The organism is Cobetia sp. D5 (assembly GCF_035666195.1).
GTDB lineage: Bacteria > Pseudomonadota > Gammaproteobacteria > Pseudomonadales > Halomonadaceae > Cobetia > Cobetia amphilecti.
On record NZ_CP142020.1, the window covers coordinates 1,516,335 to 1,533,077 of the forward strand.

Annotated in this window: 15 protein-coding genes; 12 read left to right on the plus strand and 3 right to left on the minus strand. The window is 51.8% G+C overall.

Annotation, left to right across the window (positions count from 1 at the left end; genetic code table 11):
• Window positions 1-7: 7 nt before the first annotated feature.
• The 3 genes from kdpA to U0O11_RS06410 form a co-directional block, all read right to left on the minus strand.
• On the minus strand, window positions 8-1,726 hold the full coding sequence (gene kdpA / locus U0O11_RS06405; RefSeq protein ID WP_324692205.1) for a potassium-transporting ATPase subunit KdpA: 1,719 nt from the start codon (window positions 1,724-1,726) through the stop codon (window positions 8-10).
• Between the two features lie 10 nt (window positions 1,727-1,736).
• The gene (gene kdpF / locus U0O11_RS17625; RefSeq protein WP_064503340.1) at window positions 1,737-1,817 is read right to left on the minus strand and encodes a K(+)-transporting ATPase subunit F; all 81 of its coding nucleotides are present in this window, start codon (window positions 1,815-1,817) and stop codon (window positions 1,737-1,739) included.
• A 456-nt stretch (window positions 1,818-2,273) separates the two neighbouring features.
• Window positions 2,274-3,215, minus strand: coding sequence for a LysR family transcriptional regulator (locus tag U0O11_RS06410; RefSeq protein WP_324692207.1), 942 nt, complete (start codon window positions 3,213-3,215; stop codon window positions 2,274-2,276).
• Window positions 3,216-3,459: 244 nt separating this feature from the next.
• On the opposite strand from U0O11_RS06410, the gene rhmD reads away from it, so the two are divergent.
• The 12 genes from rhmD to U0O11_RS06470 all read left to right on the plus strand — a co-directional run bounded on the left by rhmD (window position 3,460) and on the right by U0O11_RS06470 (window position 16,582).
• Window positions 3,460-4,644, plus strand: a complete 1,185-nt coding sequence (gene rhmD / locus U0O11_RS06415) for an L-rhamnonate dehydratase (protein ID WP_043334075.1) — start codon at window positions 3,460-3,462, stop codon at window positions 4,642-4,644.
• A gap of 34 nt (window positions 4,645-4,678) precedes the next feature.
• Complete coding sequence (locus U0O11_RS06420) at window positions 4,679-5,005, plus strand: L-rhamnose mutarotase (RefSeq protein ID WP_043334074.1); 327 nt, start codon at window positions 4,679-4,681, stop codon at window positions 5,003-5,005.
• A complete protein-coding gene (locus tag U0O11_RS06425; RefSeq protein WP_324692211.1) occupies window positions 5,005-5,895 on the plus strand; it encodes an amidohydrolase family protein in 891 nt (296 codons plus the stop codon). The genes U0O11_RS06420 and U0O11_RS06425 overlap by 1 nt, the downstream gene beginning before the upstream one ends.
• A 69-nt stretch (window positions 5,896-5,964) precedes the next feature.
• Complete coding sequence (locus U0O11_RS06430; RefSeq protein WP_043334072.1) at window positions 5,965-6,735, plus strand: SDR family NAD(P)-dependent oxidoreductase; 771 nt, start codon at window positions 5,965-5,967, stop codon at window positions 6,733-6,735.
• 35 nt (window positions 6,736-6,770) lie between these two features.
• Complete coding sequence (locus U0O11_RS06435) at window positions 6,771-7,571, plus strand: HpcH/HpaI aldolase family protein (RefSeq protein ID WP_131431773.1); 801 nt, start codon at window positions 6,771-6,773, stop codon at window positions 7,569-7,571.
• A gap of 41 nt (window positions 7,572-7,612) precedes the next feature.
• Window positions 7,613-9,052 carry an aldehyde dehydrogenase gene (gene aldA / locus U0O11_RS06440; protein WP_043334070.1) on the plus strand — a complete coding sequence of 480 codons (1,440 nt, stop codon included), beginning with the start codon at window positions 7,613-7,615 and terminating at the stop codon, window positions 9,050-9,052.
• Window positions 9,053-9,109: 57 nt separating this feature from the next.
• The gene (locus U0O11_RS06445; RefSeq protein WP_324692214.1) at window positions 9,110-10,639 is read left to right on the plus strand and encodes a purine-cytosine permease family protein; all 1,530 of its coding nucleotides are present in this window, start codon (window positions 9,110-9,112) and stop codon (window positions 10,637-10,639) included.
• A gap of 316 nt (window positions 10,640-10,955) precedes the next feature.
• Entirely contained in the window at window positions 10,956-12,311 is a 1,356-nt protein-coding gene (locus U0O11_RS06450; protein WP_324692216.1) for a GntP family permease, read from the plus strand.
• Between the two features lie 258 nt (window positions 12,312-12,569).
• Window positions 12,570-13,744 (plus strand): IS3 family transposase gene (locus U0O11_RS06455; RefSeq protein WP_324692218.1). Its coding sequence is split into 2 segments (ribosomal slippage): window positions 12,570-12,825 and window positions 12,825-13,744, totalling 1,176 coding nucleotides; the frame shifts between segments, so codons are not numbered across the junction.
• A 67-nt stretch (window positions 13,745-13,811) separates the two neighbouring features.
• Complete coding sequence (locus tag U0O11_RS06460; RefSeq protein ID WP_324692536.1) at window positions 13,812-13,967, plus strand: hypothetical protein; 156 nt, start codon at window positions 13,812-13,814, stop codon at window positions 13,965-13,967.
• 75 nt (window positions 13,968-14,042) lie between these two features.
• Window positions 14,043-14,957 carry a 5-dehydro-4-deoxyglucarate dehydratase gene (kdgD, locus tag U0O11_RS06465; protein WP_324692220.1) on the plus strand — a complete coding sequence of 305 codons (915 nt, stop codon included), beginning with the start codon at window positions 14,043-14,045 and terminating at the stop codon, window positions 14,955-14,957.
• Window positions 14,958-15,004: 47 nt separating this feature from the next.
• Window positions 15,005-16,582 (plus strand): aldehyde dehydrogenase (NADP(+)), encoded by a 1,578-nt coding sequence (locus U0O11_RS06470; RefSeq protein ID WP_324692496.1) that lies wholly within the window; start codon window positions 15,005-15,007, stop codon window positions 16,580-16,582.
• The last annotated feature ends 161 nt before the right edge of the window (window positions 16,583-16,743 follow it).

The following is a 16,743-nucleotide window of genomic DNA, read 5'->3' on the forward strand; positions in this document are numbered from 1 at the left end:
CTTCTCCTCAGAAGCCGAGAGTAAGTTGTTCGGCCACAGGGCCAAGCATGAGTACAGGCAGGAAGCCCAGAAGATTGACGATGACAATCACACCCGCTGTGAGACCGACGAAGGCGCCGCTTTCCATATCCAAGCTGCCGCGTCCAGAGGGGGCAGTACGTTTAGCTGAAAGCCAGGCTGCGATCGCTAATGGAGCAAAGAGGGGGAGAAAGCGTCCTATCAGAAGCGCGACTACGCCAGTGAGATTCCACCAGAGAGAGTCGTCAGCCAAACCCTCAAATCCAGAACCATTGTTAGCGAACGATGAGGTATATTCGTAAAGGATTTGAGTCAGGCCGTGAAATCCCGGGTTAGAGCTGATAGCTAAATCAGGGAAAGATACCGTCAGCGCCGTTAAACTGAGAATCACCAGTGGCTGAGCGAGGATTGCCAGCGAGATCCAGCGTATCTCACGAGCTTCCAAGGGCTTACCTAATATTTCCGGCGCTCGCCCGATCATCAGCGAACCGATGAAAGCCGCCAACATGAGGTAGAGGAAATAGCCAATCAGACCGACTCCGATGCCGCCAAAGGTTACATTAACGAACATGTCCATTAATGTTATTGCGCCACCCAATGGATTGAAGCTGTCATGCATGGCATTGACTGAGCCATTGGAAGTTTGTGTCGTCCAACTAGCCCACAGCGCCGACATGTCATGGCCGAAGCGTACCTCCTTTCCCTCCATGTTGGAGGCGCCGGGAGTAGATAGCCCTATAAAAGCGGCGTTGGGCGCTCGTTCCGAGAGGATTGTTGATGTTGTCGAGACGATAGAAAAAGTAAGCATAATAAAGGCAATGCCGAGCATCAGCTTATGTCGCCCCGTCAGGATGCTAATAGCCACAAGCAGAGCCATCGGGATCAGCAATATTGAAACCGTCTCAATCATGTTGGAAAGTGGGGTGGGGTTTTCCAGCGGTACGGCTGAGTTCGCGCCATACCAGCCACCCCCGTTAGTGCCGAGCTGCTTGATAGCGACCATCGAGGCGACTGGGCCGAGTGGAATGACTTGAGTGGTGGTGACCTGGCTGTCCAGTGGCTCTAGCGTTTGTGCACCTTGATAGGTACTAGGCACGCCTTGCCACGACAGTAACAGTGCGACCACGATGGCGACTGGTAGCATGACACGCAATAATGTACGCATGAGATCGCGATAATAATTGCCCAAGCTGACCACTGTGCTATTCCCATCTGAGGCTGCGATAGTCGATGGCTTCTTGAAGAGAATGCGCGCTATCGCCAACAGCACTGCGAGAGCCGTTGCCGGTGTAATGAACTGCAGAGTCACGACGGCGAGAGTCTGGCTAAGGTATGATAGGTGAGCCTGGCCCGAGTAATGCTGCTGATTTGTATTGGTGGCAAAAGAGACGGCTGTGTGAAGCGCTGTATCCCATGGCATGCCGGGTATCCCGTCTGGATTTAGCGGTAGCATGTCTTGTGACATGAATACGACCCAAGCCAGTAGAATCAGTATGACGTGTAGTTTTGTTACGGCCCAAGCATAGCCTTGCCAAGTCATTTCGCATCGGGCATCTACTCCTGACAAGCGATACAGTATCGCCTCGATGGGGCCGAAGAAGTTGTCAAAGGGGGCCTTGGACTCAGTATCCAAGGAACGGGCCATGTAATGACCCAGAGGAAGCGCTAGCCCAATGACCAGCACATAGCAGAGTATTACCTCGTTCATGGTGCCTCCCCTAGAACCGTTCCGGCCAGAGTAAAGCAGCGAGGAGATAACCCCCTAGCGCCATGGATATTACGAGTAACAGTATTTGCATTGCCTTGTCTCCTTGATGGATAAGGCAAGCTTAGAAAGGTGAGGCGTAAAAAATCTACGGTGTTCTAGAAGTATTGGCGTAAAAAAAACGTAAAAACTAACGATGTGTTGCGCTATCTAGAATAAGCTGTCCAAAGCATGTCCTTCCGTGCTTGGTTTAGTCTTACTTGTATCTCTCATTGAAGAGTACCTTGCAGCATATGAAGCAGAATTATTTTTGCTCTCAAACGAAGTTAAGGGCGATGTATGTGAATATAGCAAGCTATATGCTCTATTATCGCCATTGATTTTTCTCAAAACATTTCACTTCTTTTCGTATTTTAATCAATAGTCAGTAGTCGAGTCGTTTTTTTTGTGTACCTATTATTTTGTAAGATAATTGTTGGCCAGAGTGTCATTAAGATATTATTAGAAATTGTAAGTGTATCTGCTTCTAATGTGAAGGCCGCATTTGTTATCAGGCTGATGGCCAATCGACAGCCGTTTGGCGCAATATTTCACAAAATTCGTTGACTGGTTCTTCATATATGGTGTTTTTTCGCGTTAGTAGACCAAAAGGGGCTAGAGTGCGACCCAGTGATAGCGATAGACGAGTAATCAGATTTGCATCTAAATAATCACGTAATACGGTCTCTGCCATCACCATCAAGCAATCACTTTGCTGTACTAGTTGTAAAGCGGCAAAGATCGAACCACATTCGATGATATCGCGGGGTGACACTAGGCCAGCCGCTTCGAATTCTTTCTCCAGTGCCTGTCGTGCTGGCGTAGAAGTCGGCTGCAATATCCAAGGCCATTCCTCAATCAGACTCGCCAACGGTGGAAGCTGTTGTCGACATAAAGGGTGATCTTTACGCACCACAGTAACAAGCGTCTCGTTGCCCAGCGGTTCAAAGTCGAACTGGTTATGCTGAATAGAGGTGACATAACGGGCTATGGCAATGTCGACCTTGCCTTGCTCGAGTAATTCAACGAGCTGGTCGCTGGTCTCGCCCATTAGGCGGAACTGAAGCATGGGGCGGTCGCGCTTCATCGTAATCACGGCCTTTGCGACGAGATCCGGTGCAGCTCCCATGATGGTCCCTACAGTGAGTTGTCCACGACCACCGAGCTGATAACGATTAATTTCCTCGGCACAGCGATCTAGGCGTGTGAGCGCATTGTTGGCAAAGTCGATGAGCATTTCACCTATAGTGGTAGGCGTCATCCCGCGAGCCCCCCGTTCGAATAGCCGACAGCCAAATACTTTCTCAATCTCGCCGAGCATTCTGGTAGCAGCCGGCTGTGACATGTGCATAGCGGTCGAGGTTTGATGCAAATTACGCAATCGTCCCAGTGTTGCTACCAATAAAAGATGTTTGTAGCGCAGTCTTGCCAGTAGTGCCTGATAGCCTTCCATTGTGCTCCTTATCGATACCTATCCGTTATGACGTCGGATCAAGGTTTTTAGACTGCGACATTGGTCGTGCAACCAAAGGCCAGCCGCGGTTAAGCTGCCACCGACAACCAGCCTAGCATGCGGGGTTCAGCGTTCCGATACCGAAAAGGTATCAGGAGAAGCGTGAATCTCATTGGTCTCACTCAAGACTCTTGGGTAGAACTTCTCTCAGTATCTCTTTGCATTCAGCCCTGAGGAGAAGTTCATGAGTGAGGTTGTTATCAAGCAAGTCCGCGCCTTTACTGTCCGAGGCGGTGGGGCGGATTATCACGATCAGACTGAAGGGCACTGGATCGATTCCCAGATTGCTACGCCAATGAGCAAGTATCCTGAGTACCGGATGAATCGTCGTAGCTTCGGGCTCAATGTGCTCGGCACCCTGGTCGTCGAACTGGAAGCCAGCGATGGGACCGTCGGTTTCGGGGTGACGACTGGTGGCGAGATCGGTGCATGGATCGTTGAGAAGCACTTGGCTCGTTTTATTGAAGGCCAGCGAGTCACTGATATTGAGAAGATCTGGGATCAGATGTTCAACGCCACGCTGTTTTATGGCCGCAAAGGTGTCGTGATCAACACCATTTCCTGTGTTGACCTAGCGCTATGGGATCTACTGGGGAAAGTTCGTGGCGAGCCAGTGCATCAACTATTGGGTGGCCCGGTGCGTGACGAGCTGACTTTTTACGCCACTGGTGCACGGCCTGATCTTGCCAAGGACATGGGGTTCATTGGCGGAAAGATGCCGTTGATTCATGGTCCTGCTGAGGGGGAAGAAGGACTGCGACGTAATCTCGAGCACTTGGCTGAGATGCGTAGTGCTGTGGGCGAAGATTTCTGGCTGATGTATGACTGCTGGATGAGCCTTGATCTCAACTACGCGACTCGTCTGGCTCAAGGTGCACGGGAATATGGTCTGAAATGGATCGAGGAGGCGCTTCCACCTGATGACTATTGGGGATATGCCCAGCTCAAGCGAGATGTGCCTAAGGGCATGTTGGTCAATACCGGCGAACATGAAGCCACGCGCTGGGGATTCCGGATGCTTATGGAGATGGATTGCTGTGATGTGATCCAACCTGACGTCGGGTGGTGTGGTGGCATCACTGAGTTGATCAAGATCTCAGCGCTGGCGGATGCCCACAACAAGCTGGTGGTTCCCCATGGCTCCTCGGTTTACAGCTATCACTTCGTGATCACTCGTCACAATAGTCCCTTCGCTGAGTTTTTGATGATGGCGCCCAAGGCAGATGAAGTAGTGCCGATGTTCAATCCACTGCTGCTCGACGAGCCGGTCCCGGAAAACGGCCGCATGTCAGTCTCAAAGTTGGATAAGCCAGGTTTTGGGGTTCGTTTGAATCCCGAGTGCGAGCTCGCGCGTCCCTACACTCACTGAGTTAGCTGATCACGAGAGTTAAAGGAGGCTAAAGATGCCGATCCACGCGTTTCGCATGAACCTACATAAGGGACAGGAAGCCGAGTATTGGCGCCGGCATCAAACATTGTGGCCTGAGCTCGCGGCGGCGTTAGAGGAGGCGGGTATTGAAGACTATCGTATCTTCTTGGATCACGAGACCTGTCACTTATTTGCCATCATGTTTTCAAGAGAAGATCACCATGTCGATGCGCTATCCGACCTTCCGGTAATGCGTCGCTGGTGGGAGTACATGGCCGATATCATGGAAACATACGAGGACCATGCCCCTGTCAGCGTGCCACTCGACCAGGTATTTGCGTTCCATCCCGGAGAGCTCTGATGCAAGTGATCGACCCTCATGTGCATTTCTGGAATCTTGGCCAGGGCAATCAGCCCTGGCTTGATCATCCATCGCCTAACTTGCTTGGTGACTACACACCGATGGCACGGGACTACGGCCCGGAAGATCTTTTGGTTGACGCAGGCGACATCGAACTTCTCGGTGCGGTTCACATTGAGGCCGATGCCGTCGATCCACTGGCCGAAACCCACTGGTTGGCTGGGCGCATTGAGGAAGGACGAGCGCCGAGGCTGCCATCTGCCCTGGTAGTAGGTGCTGATCTGTCGCGGCAGGATGCCGATGAGCAACTCGCGGCGCAATGTCAGGCCTCCGAGAAGGTACGAGGCGTGCGTCAGATCCTCAATGTCCATGCCGATCCGCTGTATGACTATGTCGGTCGTCATTACATGGGTGAGCCGACCTGGTGCGCCAATTTTGCTCTATTGGCGCGCTACGAGCTTTCCTTTGACCTACAAATCTATCCCTCGCAGATGTCACAGGCGGCACGTCTTGCCGAGGATCATCCTGAAGTCCCGATAATACTGAATCATGCTGGTATGTACGTAGACCGTCATCACATGACCGGTTGGCGAGAATGGCGTGATGGGCTTCGTCGCCTGGCCGCGTGTGACAATGTCAGCCTCAAGCTCAGCGGGTTCGGCATGCTGGATCATCACTGGACAGTTGGTAGCCTCCGCCCCCTGATCCTTGAGGCTATTGATGCCTTTGGTGTGGACAGAAGCATGTTTGCTTCCAACTTTCCGGTAGACAGCCTGTATGCCTCTTACCCAACGATCTGGAAAGCCTACGCCGAGATTGTGGTCGATGCTTCGTCAAGTGAGGTGCAAGCACTATTTGTAGAGAATGCCCGGCGTATTTATCGCCTTTAAGCCAACCTTATCCTGCCTGTAAGTTTCGTTGCCAAAGGCAGGGAGCCATTGTCAGATTCAGGAGCCGTTATGCTGCTCAATGAGAAATCCGTCATCATCACCGGGGCTTCCCGAGGTATCGGGCGTGCCGCGGCTCTGGAGTGTGCTCGCCAGGGGGCCAACGTAGTCATTGGCTACAGCGGTAGTGAATCCAGTCGCCCCGGTGTCGAGGCTTTGATCGCCGAGATCGAGGCATTAGGACGTCGTGCCTGTGCTATAGGAGCCCCAGCAGGTGACCCCGAGACAGGCGAGTTATTGGTCGATGCCGCAGTAAAGCACTTCGGCGGCGTTGATATCTTTGTCAACAACGCTGGTATTTGTCCTTTCCATGCCTTTCTCGATATGCCCAAAGAGCTCTATCAAGAAACGGTCGATACGAACCTGAATGGAGCCTTTTTCGCCGTTCAGGCGGCTGCCAATCAGATGAAGATTCAAGGGCGGGGCGGTTCGATCATCGCTGTGAGTTCCATCAGTGCACTGGTCGGTGGCGGCATGCAGACCCACTACACGCCGACCAAGGCTGGGCTCGTCTCGCTGATGCAATCCTGTGCCGTCGCCTTGGGGGGCTATGGCATCCGTTGCAATGCTGTATTGCCAGGCACTATTGAGACTGACATTAACAAGGATGACCTGGCTGACGAAGAGAAGCGCCAGTACATGGTGAGTCGTACTCCCCTGGGGCGATTGGGCCGCCCAGACGACTTGGCGGGCCCAATCGTCTTTCTGGCATCCGATATGGCGCAGTATATCACCGGCGCTTCGCTTCTTGTCGACGGTGGCATGTTCGTCAATCTGCAGTAACTCACGCACGCGAGACCATGGATCGAGGATGCCTGATGCACTTACCAACGAACACCTTCAAAGCTGCCCTGAGTCAACAGGAACCACAGTACGGCATATGGGCCGGATTCGGTACCGGGTACGCTGCAGAAATCTGTGCCACGACTGGTTATGACTGGATGCTCATCGACGGCGAACATGCACCTAATAACGTGAGGTCGCTTCTTGAGCAGCTTCAGGCGGTAACCCCTTATGACACCGCGCCAGTGGTTCGGGCTGTCAATCAAGATCCTGCACTGATTAAGCAATTACTGGACATCGGGGCTCAGACCCTAATGGTTCCTATGGTGGAGACTGCAGAGCAAGCCCGGGAGCTAGTGCGCGCCATGCGTTATCCGCCGCATGGCATTCGTGGTGTCGGCGGTGGCCTGGTTCGTGCCACACGTTGGGACGGTATCGCTGACTATCTGGCGATCGCTCATGAGGAGCTATGTCTGATCGTCCAAGTGGAGTCTAAACAAGGGGTTGAGAATGCTGAGGCAATCGCAGCGGTAGAAGGTGTCGATGCTGTCTTTATCGGACCAGCGGATCTGTCGGTGAGCCTAGAACATCCTGGAAACCCAGGGCATGCCGATGTTCAGGAAGCTATTGAAAAGGTCATTCATAGCGTACGCGATGCCGGAAAACCGGTCGGTATATTGGCACCTGTAGAAGACGACGCTCACCGTTATCTCTCTCTAGGCTGCCATTTTATTGCCGTCAGTATCGATATCAGCCTGATGCGACAGGCCGCCATCGCGAACCTGAGTCGCTATCGGAAACAAGATAAGTCCTGCGTGCCCTCAAGTACCTACTAAACCAGAAAGTCAGATCGAAAAACAATAATGGAGACGCCATCATGTCTAGCCATCAGCCTATCTATCAGAACTATATCAATGGCACCTTCGAGACCACTAGTGATCATCTCGAGGTCTTCAACCCCGCCACCGGCGGGAAGATATCGCGGGTTCCAGAGTCAAGCGTAGAGGATGTTGATCGTGCTTTGGCGGCGGCACGCAGCGCCCAAAAAGGCTGGGCCGCAAAGCCCGCCGTCGAGCGAGCCGCCTACCTGCGCCAAATTGCTGCGTGCATCAGAGAGAATGTACCACGCCTAGCACGTATTATTTCCGAGGAGCAGGGCAAGGTTTCGGCACTTGCTGAGACGGAGGTCAATTTCACGGCTGACTACCTGGACTACATGGCAGAGTGGGCACGGCGTATTGAAGGAGAAATCATCGAGAGTGACCGCCCCAATGAAAATATCTTCCTATTTCGTAAACCGCTCGGGGTTGTGGCTGGCATCTTGCCATGGAATTTCCCGTTCTTCCTTATTGCGCGAAAGATGGCCCCAGCGCTGGTGACCGGCAATACAATCGTCATTAAGCCTAGTGAAGAGACACCCAATAACTGCTTCGAGTTCGCCAAGTTGCTCGACACGGTGGGGCTCCCCGCAGGCGTGTTCAACGTGGTTAGCGGCAGTGGCGCCAGCACTGGCAATGCTCTGACCAAAAGCGCCGAGGTCGATATGATCAGTTTTACCGGTAGTGTGGCTACCGGGTCGAGAATCATGACCAGTGCAGCTGGCAACATCACAAAGCTTAACCTCGAGCTGGGGGGGAAGGCGCCCGCGATTGTCCTCGCTGATGCCGACATTGATTTGGCGGTCAAGGCGATTCATGGATCACGCATCATTAATAGTGGTCAGGTGTGCAATTGTGCAGAACGCGTCTACGTCGAGCGAGGTGTCGCGGACGAGTTCATTGATCGAATGGGGCGGATCATGCGAACGACGACCTATGGTGATCCGCTGGCTCAGCCTGATGTGGATATGGGGCCGCTAATCAATCAGGCCGGTCTCGACAAGGTCGATGCTATGGTCAAACGAGCTCTCGCTGACGGAGCAGACCTGGTAACAGGCGGGGCGCTCGGTGATTTGCCGCGTGGCCATCATTACCAGCCTACTGTCCTGGCCGGTTGCCACAATGACATGCAAATTATGCGTCAGGAAATCTTTGGTCCCGTACTCCCAATCCAGGTAGTCGAGGATATGGAGGAGGCCATCGCGCTTGCCAATGACTCCGACTATGGCCTGACATCGTCTATCTACACCCGAAACCTCTCTAGTGCCATGCAAGCTTGTCGCGAGATCGACTACGGGGAGACCTACGTCAATCGCGAGAACTTCGAGGCTATGCAAGGATTTCATGCAGGGGTTCGCAAGTCAGGTATGGGGGGCGCCGACGGAAAGCATGGACTCTATGAGTATACCCATAGCCATGTCGTCTACCTCGAGGCCTGAAAGCCTAAACGCTGAAATAGTGGCTTTCTGCTATTAAAATAATGAGAGGTGCGCGCCATGAGCGATAATATACAAGCTGCTGGGGGCGGCTCTGACGTTAGTAGCGAATACGAACGACAGGTCGTTCCTGACCAAGCAAGAATGGGGTTCAAGAGCTTTCTCGGCATGTACGCTGGGGAGCATACTGCTGGTACTGAGTTGATGATCGGGCCGCTGTTCGTATTGGCGGGGGTGGCCGCATTCGACGTCGTTGTTGGGTTGCTGATCGGCAATGCATTGGCGGTATTGAGTTGGTTGTTACTTACCGCGCCCATCGCGACTCGAGTACGCCTGACTCTTTACTACCACATCGAGAGAATAGCCGGGCGCTATACAGTCGTACTCTACAATCTGGCAAACGGATTGGCATTCTGCTTCTTGGCAGGCGCCATGATCACGGTATCCGCTACTGCCGTCGGGGTTTGGTTCGGATTCCCACTGCCAACACTTGCAGATCTGACGCCTAACAGTATTGGCTGGGTGTTGAGTGTGCTTGGTGTCGGAGGAGTGATCACCTTGGTGGCCGCCTACGGTTATCGTTTTGTTTCGTGGTTTGCCAATATTGCTGCGCCCTGGATGGTATTAATCTTCCTTGGCTTTGGGATTGTCTCGTTGAAGTGGTTCATGGATGCAACGGGGGCAGAGATCGGATCGGCTACCGAACTCTGGACCTTGGCTGAAACGGCGATCTGGACAGGGGTACGAGTGCCAGGGCAACCAGATTTCACCCTATGGCACGTAATATTCTTCGCCTGGTTTGCCAACATGGCCATGCATGTAGGGATGTCTGATCTTTCAGTGCTGCGCTTTGCTCGCAAGAGCTGGTATAGCATCGCCTCGGCTGCAGGGATGTATGTAGGTCATTTCATGGCATGGATTGCCGCCTCAATGCTGTTCGCTTTCCAGATGTACGATGCGGGCTTGACCACGGACAGTGCCATGATCGCTGCTGCCGAGGCAGGACGAATCCCCAACCCACTTCCAGGACCACTGGCTGATCAAGCGTTGGGTGTTGCCGGGTTGATCTGTGTAATCATCGCTGGGTGGACTACTGCTAACCCAACTATTTATCGAGCCGGTTTGGCCTTCCAGGCGATCATCCCTAATGTTTCGCGCTTCAAAGTGACCCTGGGCACGGGACTGCTGACCACATTCGTAGCGATGTTTCCGGGAGTGGCGATGCAGCTACTTGGTTTCGTGGCGCTATATGGATTGTTGTTGATGCCCATCGGGGCGGTAATTGTCATCGATTACTGGGTGCTCCCCAAGCTGGGGCTCAACAGCTTCTATGCCGAAGGGGTAGATCGCAAGTTCACTTATCCAGTCTTGGCGACTTGGCTGATCACGTTGGCGATTTGCTTGGGACTAGTGGAATACGCGGAAATCGAGATCTTCTTCGTTGCCTTGCCAGGCTGGTTCATCGCCGCATTACTTTTTATCGGATTGAGCTATCTGGCTCAGAGAAAAGATTCGACTCAATCTATTGGAAGAGACAGTAGCTCCAATAGTGCGCAGGTTGGGACAATGCATGCTTCGATGAAGGAGTGATCGCTATGCGAAAAGCATTACAAACAATTTCAATGTTAATGCTGGTCCTGACAGTATTGTTTCCTGTGCTGTATCTTATCGACGCTATCGATGCGTCATTAATGAAAACCAGTATTCTAGGAGTTACAATAGTCTGGTTCGTCGTCACTCCTTTTTGGATGGGGCGAGAAACATCTAACCGTAGTAAATGACTCACTTTGTCGCTGATCATGTTAAGTGCGAGGGTTTAACGTTTTCCGATCCTCGCCTAATTTATATGCTTGATAAATATCTGACAATAAAAACGATTGTTCCAAATAATTAGGAAGTGTTCTCTATGGAAGTATTGCACCTGGTAGTATCAATCGCGTTAATCTTATTTTTAATTCTTTATGTGAAGATAAATGCCGCTATTAGTCTAATAGTTGGTAGTCTTTATTTAGGGATTGCCATGCAGCTAGGTATGACGGGGACGGTCGATGCAATAAGTAATGGATTTGGTGAGATTATGGCAGGCATCGGTCTTCCGATAGGTTTTGGCGTAATCATTGGACAATTGATGAGTGACTCAGGTTCAGCACATAAAATCGCATACACACTAGTTGCAAGTGCACCTCGTAGTGCTGGGCTCTATGTGTTGGGATTAACAGGTTTTCTTCTATCAATACCAGTATTTTTCGATGTTACCTTTGTGATTTTAATACCACTTGGGGTGGCGTTAGCCAAGACTCTTGGTAAGCCATTGCCCTATGCAATTGGCGCATTGGTTATCGGAGCTGCTACATCACATACTATAGTCCCCCCAACGCCTAATCCGTTGGCTGCAGCCACTATACTAAATTTCGATATTGGCGTTATGACTTTTGCAGGGCTTGGAGTGGGGCTTGTAACTGCGCTAATTGTTATGAAACTTTATTTTATATTATTAGACTGTGGCATATGGAACCAGAGTAAAGATGAAGTAAGTAACCTTTATTATAATGAGGATGCTAAAAGTGATGATAGTATTCCCGATATTCCTCTATGGATGGCTTTAGCTCCAGTAATTCTGCCTATTTTATTGATCCTGAGTGGTACCGGTTATAGTTACTGCCAGCAATTGGGTATAGTTGCCGGTAAAGAATTGCCTCCTATTATTGAGTTCTTAAGTGATCGTATTGTTGCACTTATGACAGGAGCTTTGGTTGCCTATTTGGTTGCTTCGAGAGAAATGGTAGGGCAGGAGAGAGATGTTTCAGCTTCACGGGGGCTACAAATGGCTGGTGTTGTACTGATGGTAACAGGAGCAGGAGGCGCTTTCGGGAAGGTGATAGAGACAACACAGATAGGTAAAGTTTTAGTTGACAGCCTTTTCCATGAAACTCAGTCGGCACTTAGTATGATCTTGCTTACCTACTCTTTAGCTGCAATTTTTCGCATAGCCCAAGGATCCGGTACTGTTGCTGGTATCACTGCTATGACTATTATGTCCGGAGCGGCATCTACAGGAGTTGTTGATCCACTATGGATTGCTTTAGCTGCATTGTCTGGTGGTATTAGTATTGGTCATGTTAATGATAGTGGGTTCTGGATTACTACTCAACTAGCAGGGTTTAGTGTTCGGGGTGGATTTAAAACCTATACTCTAGCCGAAGCTATGGTCTCATTAATGATTTTATGCTTAACGATGTTAGGTGCTGCATTATGGCCGTAATATAAGTAGTCTGATGCGTACACTTAAAGAAAGGCTCTTCGACGTCAGGTGTGGAATTAGTGCCCTGAAGGGTCCAGGATATGGGCCCCCGAACAGGCTGGAGAATTGACATGGACGGTACTCAGATCCTGACCCTTGGTTTGGGCTTGCAAGCGCCTTGGAAACTCAAGGACCAGTATCTGGATTGTAGTGGCACAGTGAATCTGGCCACCTGACTTTGAGTGTATGATGGCTCACAGAGACAATCAGGTGCAGATGATGACGAAGAAGAGAACGTTTAGCCCGGAATTTCGCTTGGAAGCGGCCCAGCTCGTGGTCGACCAGGGCTACACGCTGAAGGCGGCGTGTGAGGCCATGGGGGTTGGCAAATCCACCATGGAGTATTGGGTTCGCAGGCTTCGCGCTGAGCGGGCAGGCAAGGCGCCGCTGAAAGGTGAGGCTCTGACGCCGGAACAGCGTGAGATCCAGGAACTGAAGCGCAAGCTGCGGCGAGTGGAAGAAGAGAAGGCAATATTAAAAAAGGCTACCGCTCTCTTGATGTCGGACTCCCTGAGCAATTCTCGATAATCGAGCGACTTGAAGAGAGCTACGCGGTGCAGCACTTGTGTCAGGTGTTTGGGGTGCATCGCAGTAGCTACCGGGCTTGGCGTAGTCGGGATAGAAGACCTTGTGAGACTGAGCAGAAGCTGCTGGATCAGGTTGTCGAGGCGCATACCGTCAGTAACGGCTCTGCCGGCGCTCGCAGCATTGCAAAAATGGTCACGCAGGCAGGAATACAGTTGAGTCGTTATCGGGCCAGCAGGCGGATGAAGCAACTGGGGCTGATGAGTTCGCAGCCGCCGAGGCACGCCTACAAGAAGGCTGATCAGCCACACCTGGATATACCGAATGTTCTTGATCGGGAGTTCGATGTAAAGCAGCCCAATCAGGTATGGACCGGCGACATTACCTATATTTGGGCAGGGGCACGCTGGGCTTATCTGGCAGTGGTCATCGACTTGTATGCTCGTAAACCCGTGGGGTGGGCATTGTCCCTATCGCCGAACACGGAGCTGGTAAAGAAAGCGCTGACCATGGCCTACGAATCGCGTGGAGAGCCACGGAATATCCTGTTTCATTCGGATCAGGGTTGCCAGTACACCAGCCGGGCATTCCGGCAGATGCTCTGGCGCTACCGAATGACACTGAGTCTCAGTCGCCGTGGCAATTGCTGGGACAATGCCCCAACAGAGCGCTTCTTCAGAAGCCTGAAAACGGAATGGATACCAGAGATCGGCTATCCCGATGTTGCTGCGGCGAAGCGATCTGTCACTGATTATATGATCGGTTACTACAGCAGCCTCCGGCCGCACAAGCATAACGATGGGATACCGCCGAATTTGGCAGAAAAGAACTACTGGAATGCTCAAAGCTCGGTGGCCAAAAGCACTTGACCACTACATCTTTCAGGCTGCCAGATCTCGGGCTCGCGGCTACCGAAACGAAAGCAATTTCATTGCAATGATCTACCTGATCGGCAGCCTCGTGGATCGCACGCTGGACGAAGTTAAATCCACACGAAACGTCGAAGAGCCGTATTTCCCTTGGATTGATACTTTAGTCAAGGTGACGCACAAAAAGTTGGCTGCTCTCCAATTCCGTTTGTATGATGTATGACAACAACGAGGTGAAGGCTACCTGTACCACCGATTCCCCATCGGGCATTCGAAAACAAGACAAGAGGATGATTCAATGCATTTTCAACACACAGAGGTCAAGCAGGCGATCAGCGATGGATTGCTATCGTTCCCCGTAACCGATTTCGATGCTCAGGGACGTTTTGATGCCGAAAGCTATCGACAGCGTTTGGAATGGTTTATTAGTCACGAGATCTCCGCTGTATTCGTTGCAGGCGGTACAGGTGAGTTCTTCAGCCTCTCCATCGACGAGTTTCGAGAAATTGTACGTTTGGCTGTTCAGACGGTTGATGGGAAATTGCCTGTTATAGCTAGTGCCGGTCTCAGTGTAGAGATGGGGAGTGAGTTTGCACGTATCGCTGAGGAAGAGGGTGCAGATGGAATTCTGCTGATGCCTCCTTATCTGACAGAGTGCCCACAAGAGGGGCTCGTGGATTATGCTCAACAGATCTGCCAATCTACCTCGATCAGTGTAATTTATTACAACCGTGGTAATGGAGTGATGAACCCCAACTCAGTGCAGCGCCTGGCTAACGTTTGCCCAAATCTTATCGGGCTAAAGGACGGCAAAGGCGATATGCAGGCCCTAAATCGAATCATTAAGACGGTAGGCAACCGTTTGGCATATGTGGGCGGTGTTCCTACGGCCGAAATCATCGCTGAAGCATATCTTGCCGTCGGCGTGAACACATATTCGAGTGCTGTATTCAACTTTGTGCCAGACATGGCCGTCAGATTTTATAAAGCATTGCGATCCGGTGATGCTGAAACCGTACATCATATTTCGCGAGATTTTTTCCTGCCTTTCGTCAACTTGCGAGACCGCAAGTCAGGCTATGCCGTCAGTTTGATTAAAGCTGGAACCGATATTATTGGACGTCCTGCCGGTAGTGTACGTGCGCCATTAGAAATGCCCACTGAGAATGAAGTGCGAGTCTTGAAGGAACTGGTGGCGGTCGCTAATACCTGAGATTTGTACTAGATGAATTTTTGATTTTCCTTAACAGGAGAAAAATGATGAGGCTAGAGGGTAAACAATTGGTGGGTGCTGAAGCTATCGCAGCCACAGGTACAATGATTTACGCTGTAAATCCGCAGACCAATGAGCAACTCGAACCGGGCTATGCGGCGGGCGGCACAGTGGAGGTAGAGCAAGCCTGCTCATTGGCCTGGGAAGCCTTTGACGCCTATCGCGAAGCTGAGCTGGAGATACGGGCGCAGTTTCTCGAAGGGATCGCTGACGAGGTTGAGGCCATTGGGGATCTTCTGATAGAGCGCGCGATGGCTGAGACCGGCCTTCCAAGGCCTCGTCTCGAAGGCGAGCGCGGGCGCACCTGCTCTCAGCTGCGCTTATTCGCGAACGTTGTAAGGGCCGGTGAGTGGCTTGATGTACGTATCGATTCTGCACTTCCTGAGCGTCAGCCCATGCCGCGGGTCGATCTGCGGCAGCGGCACATAGCGCTGGGTCCAGTGGCAGTATTTGGGGCATCAAATTTCCCGCTAGCGTTCTCTGTCGCAGGTGGTGATACTGCCTCCGCCCTGGCAGCTGGCTGCCCGGTGGTGGTCAAAGCTCACTCTGCGCACCCAGGAACTTCAGAGCTCGTGGGTCGCGCGATTCAGCGAGCAGTAAAGAAATTCCAGCTCCCTCCGGGTGTGTTTTCCTTGCTCTATGGTTCTGGTCGTGAGGTAGGACAAGGACTAGTCACTGATGCTCGTATTAAAGCGGTAGGGTTTACGGGATCGCGCAGTGGCGGAACTGCACTGGTGGCAGCAGCTCAAGCGCGTCCAGAGCCGATTCCAGTTTATGCAGAAATGAGCTCGATCAATCCGGTATTTTTATTGCCGGCAGCTCTAGAGTCACGTGCCGCTGAGCTTGGAGAGGCCTTTGTCGATTCTTTGAACATGGGAGCAGGGCAGTTCTGCACAAACCCTGGTTTGATAATTGCCCAGAAGAGCGATGGGTTGAATCGCTTTTTGCAGGCTGCGGGCGCTTCTATCCAAGAGGCTGCATCGCACACGATGCTGACGCCGGGAATATACGAGGCCTATACACAAGGTGTTGCTAATCTTACGCTTAGTGGCAAGGTTCGGGTCGTGGCGCATGGGCCTGCCGGGCAAGGGGCTAATGCTTGTCAAGCTAATTTGTTCGCGACTTCTGCGAGCGATTTCTTGTCTGATGCAGTTTTGCAGGAAGAGGTTTTCGGCTCTACGTCTCTAGTCATTGAATGTAACGATCAAGATGAGGTGGAGCGTGTAGCAGAGCAACTCGAGGGACAGCTGACAGCGACGTTGCAAATGGATAGTGCCGACATGGAACTCGCTCGTGGCTTGCTACCGATACTTGAGCGTCGTGCGGGGCGTGTTATGGCCAATGGCTGGCCAACGGGAGTCGAGGTTTGTCACGCCATGGTACATGGTGGCCCTTATCCGGCGACTTCTGATTCACGTACTACTTCGGTAGGTAGTGCTGCCATTCATCGTTTTCTGCGGCCAGTATGCTATCAGAATCTCCCCGATGTCTTGCTGCCAGCAGCTTTGCGAGACGGCAATCCGTATGGCGTTAGCCGCCTTGTCGATGGTGAGCGCAAAAGCTAAAGGTCGCGATAATGCAGTGTGGCTGGGATGGAGAGGGGGCACGCGATGTTACCAAGGTCTTATGCGAGAGCGATTCAAATGTCTTCTCCCACCTCTGCCACACAGCACCGTCTACCTATTCAAAGTCAAACCTTGGACTCCATAGGGAAATTAGAGATTCA

Bases quoted from the DNA above. Each gene is read 5' to 3' on its own strand.
- aldA (WP_043334070.1), top strand. From the start codon at position 7,613: ATGTCTAGCCATCAGCCTATCTATCAGAACTATATCAATGGCACCTTC.
- kdgD (WP_324692220.1), top strand. From the start codon at position 14,043: ATGCATTTTCAACACACAGAGGTCAAGCAGGCGATCAGCGATGGATTG.
- U0O11_RS06420 (WP_043334074.1), top strand. From the start codon at position 4,679: ATGCCGATCCACGCGTTTCGCATGAACCTACATAAGGGACAGGAAGCC.
- U0O11_RS06435 (WP_131431773.1), top strand. From the start codon at position 6,771: ATGCACTTACCAACGAACACCTTCAAAGCTGCCCTGAGTCAACAGGAA.
- rhmD (WP_043334075.1), top strand. From the start codon at position 3,460: ATGAGTGAGGTTGTTATCAAGCAAGTCCGCGCCTTTACTGTCCGAGGC.
- U0O11_RS06425 (WP_324692211.1), top strand. From the start codon at position 5,005: ATGCAAGTGATCGACCCTCATGTGCATTTCTGGAATCTTGGCCAGGGC.
- U0O11_RS06450 (WP_324692216.1), top strand. From the start codon at position 10,956: ATGGAAGTATTGCACCTGGTAGTATCAATCGCGTTAATCTTATTTTTA.
- kdpF (WP_064503340.1), bottom strand. From the start codon at position 1,817: ATGCAAATACTGTTACTCGTAATATCCATGGCGCTAGGGGGTTATCTC.
- U0O11_RS06410 (WP_324692207.1), bottom strand. From the start codon at position 3,215: ATGGAAGGCTATCAGGCACTACTGGCAAGACTGCGCTACAAACATCTT.
- U0O11_RS06445 (WP_324692214.1), top strand. From the start codon at position 9,110: ATGAGCGATAATATACAAGCTGCTGGGGGCGGCTCTGACGTTAGTAGC.
- U0O11_RS06460 (WP_324692536.1), top strand. From the start codon at position 13,812: ATGATCTACCTGATCGGCAGCCTCGTGGATCGCACGCTGGACGAAGTT.
- U0O11_RS06470 (WP_324692496.1), top strand. From the start codon at position 15,005: ATGAGGCTAGAGGGTAAACAATTGGTGGGTGCTGAAGCTATCGCAGCC.
- kdpA (WP_324692205.1), bottom strand. From the start codon at position 1,726: ATGAACGAGGTAATACTCTGCTATGTGCTGGTCATTGGGCTAGCGCTT.
- U0O11_RS06430 (WP_043334072.1), top strand. From the start codon at position 5,965: ATGCTGCTCAATGAGAAATCCGTCATCATCACCGGGGCTTCCCGAGGT.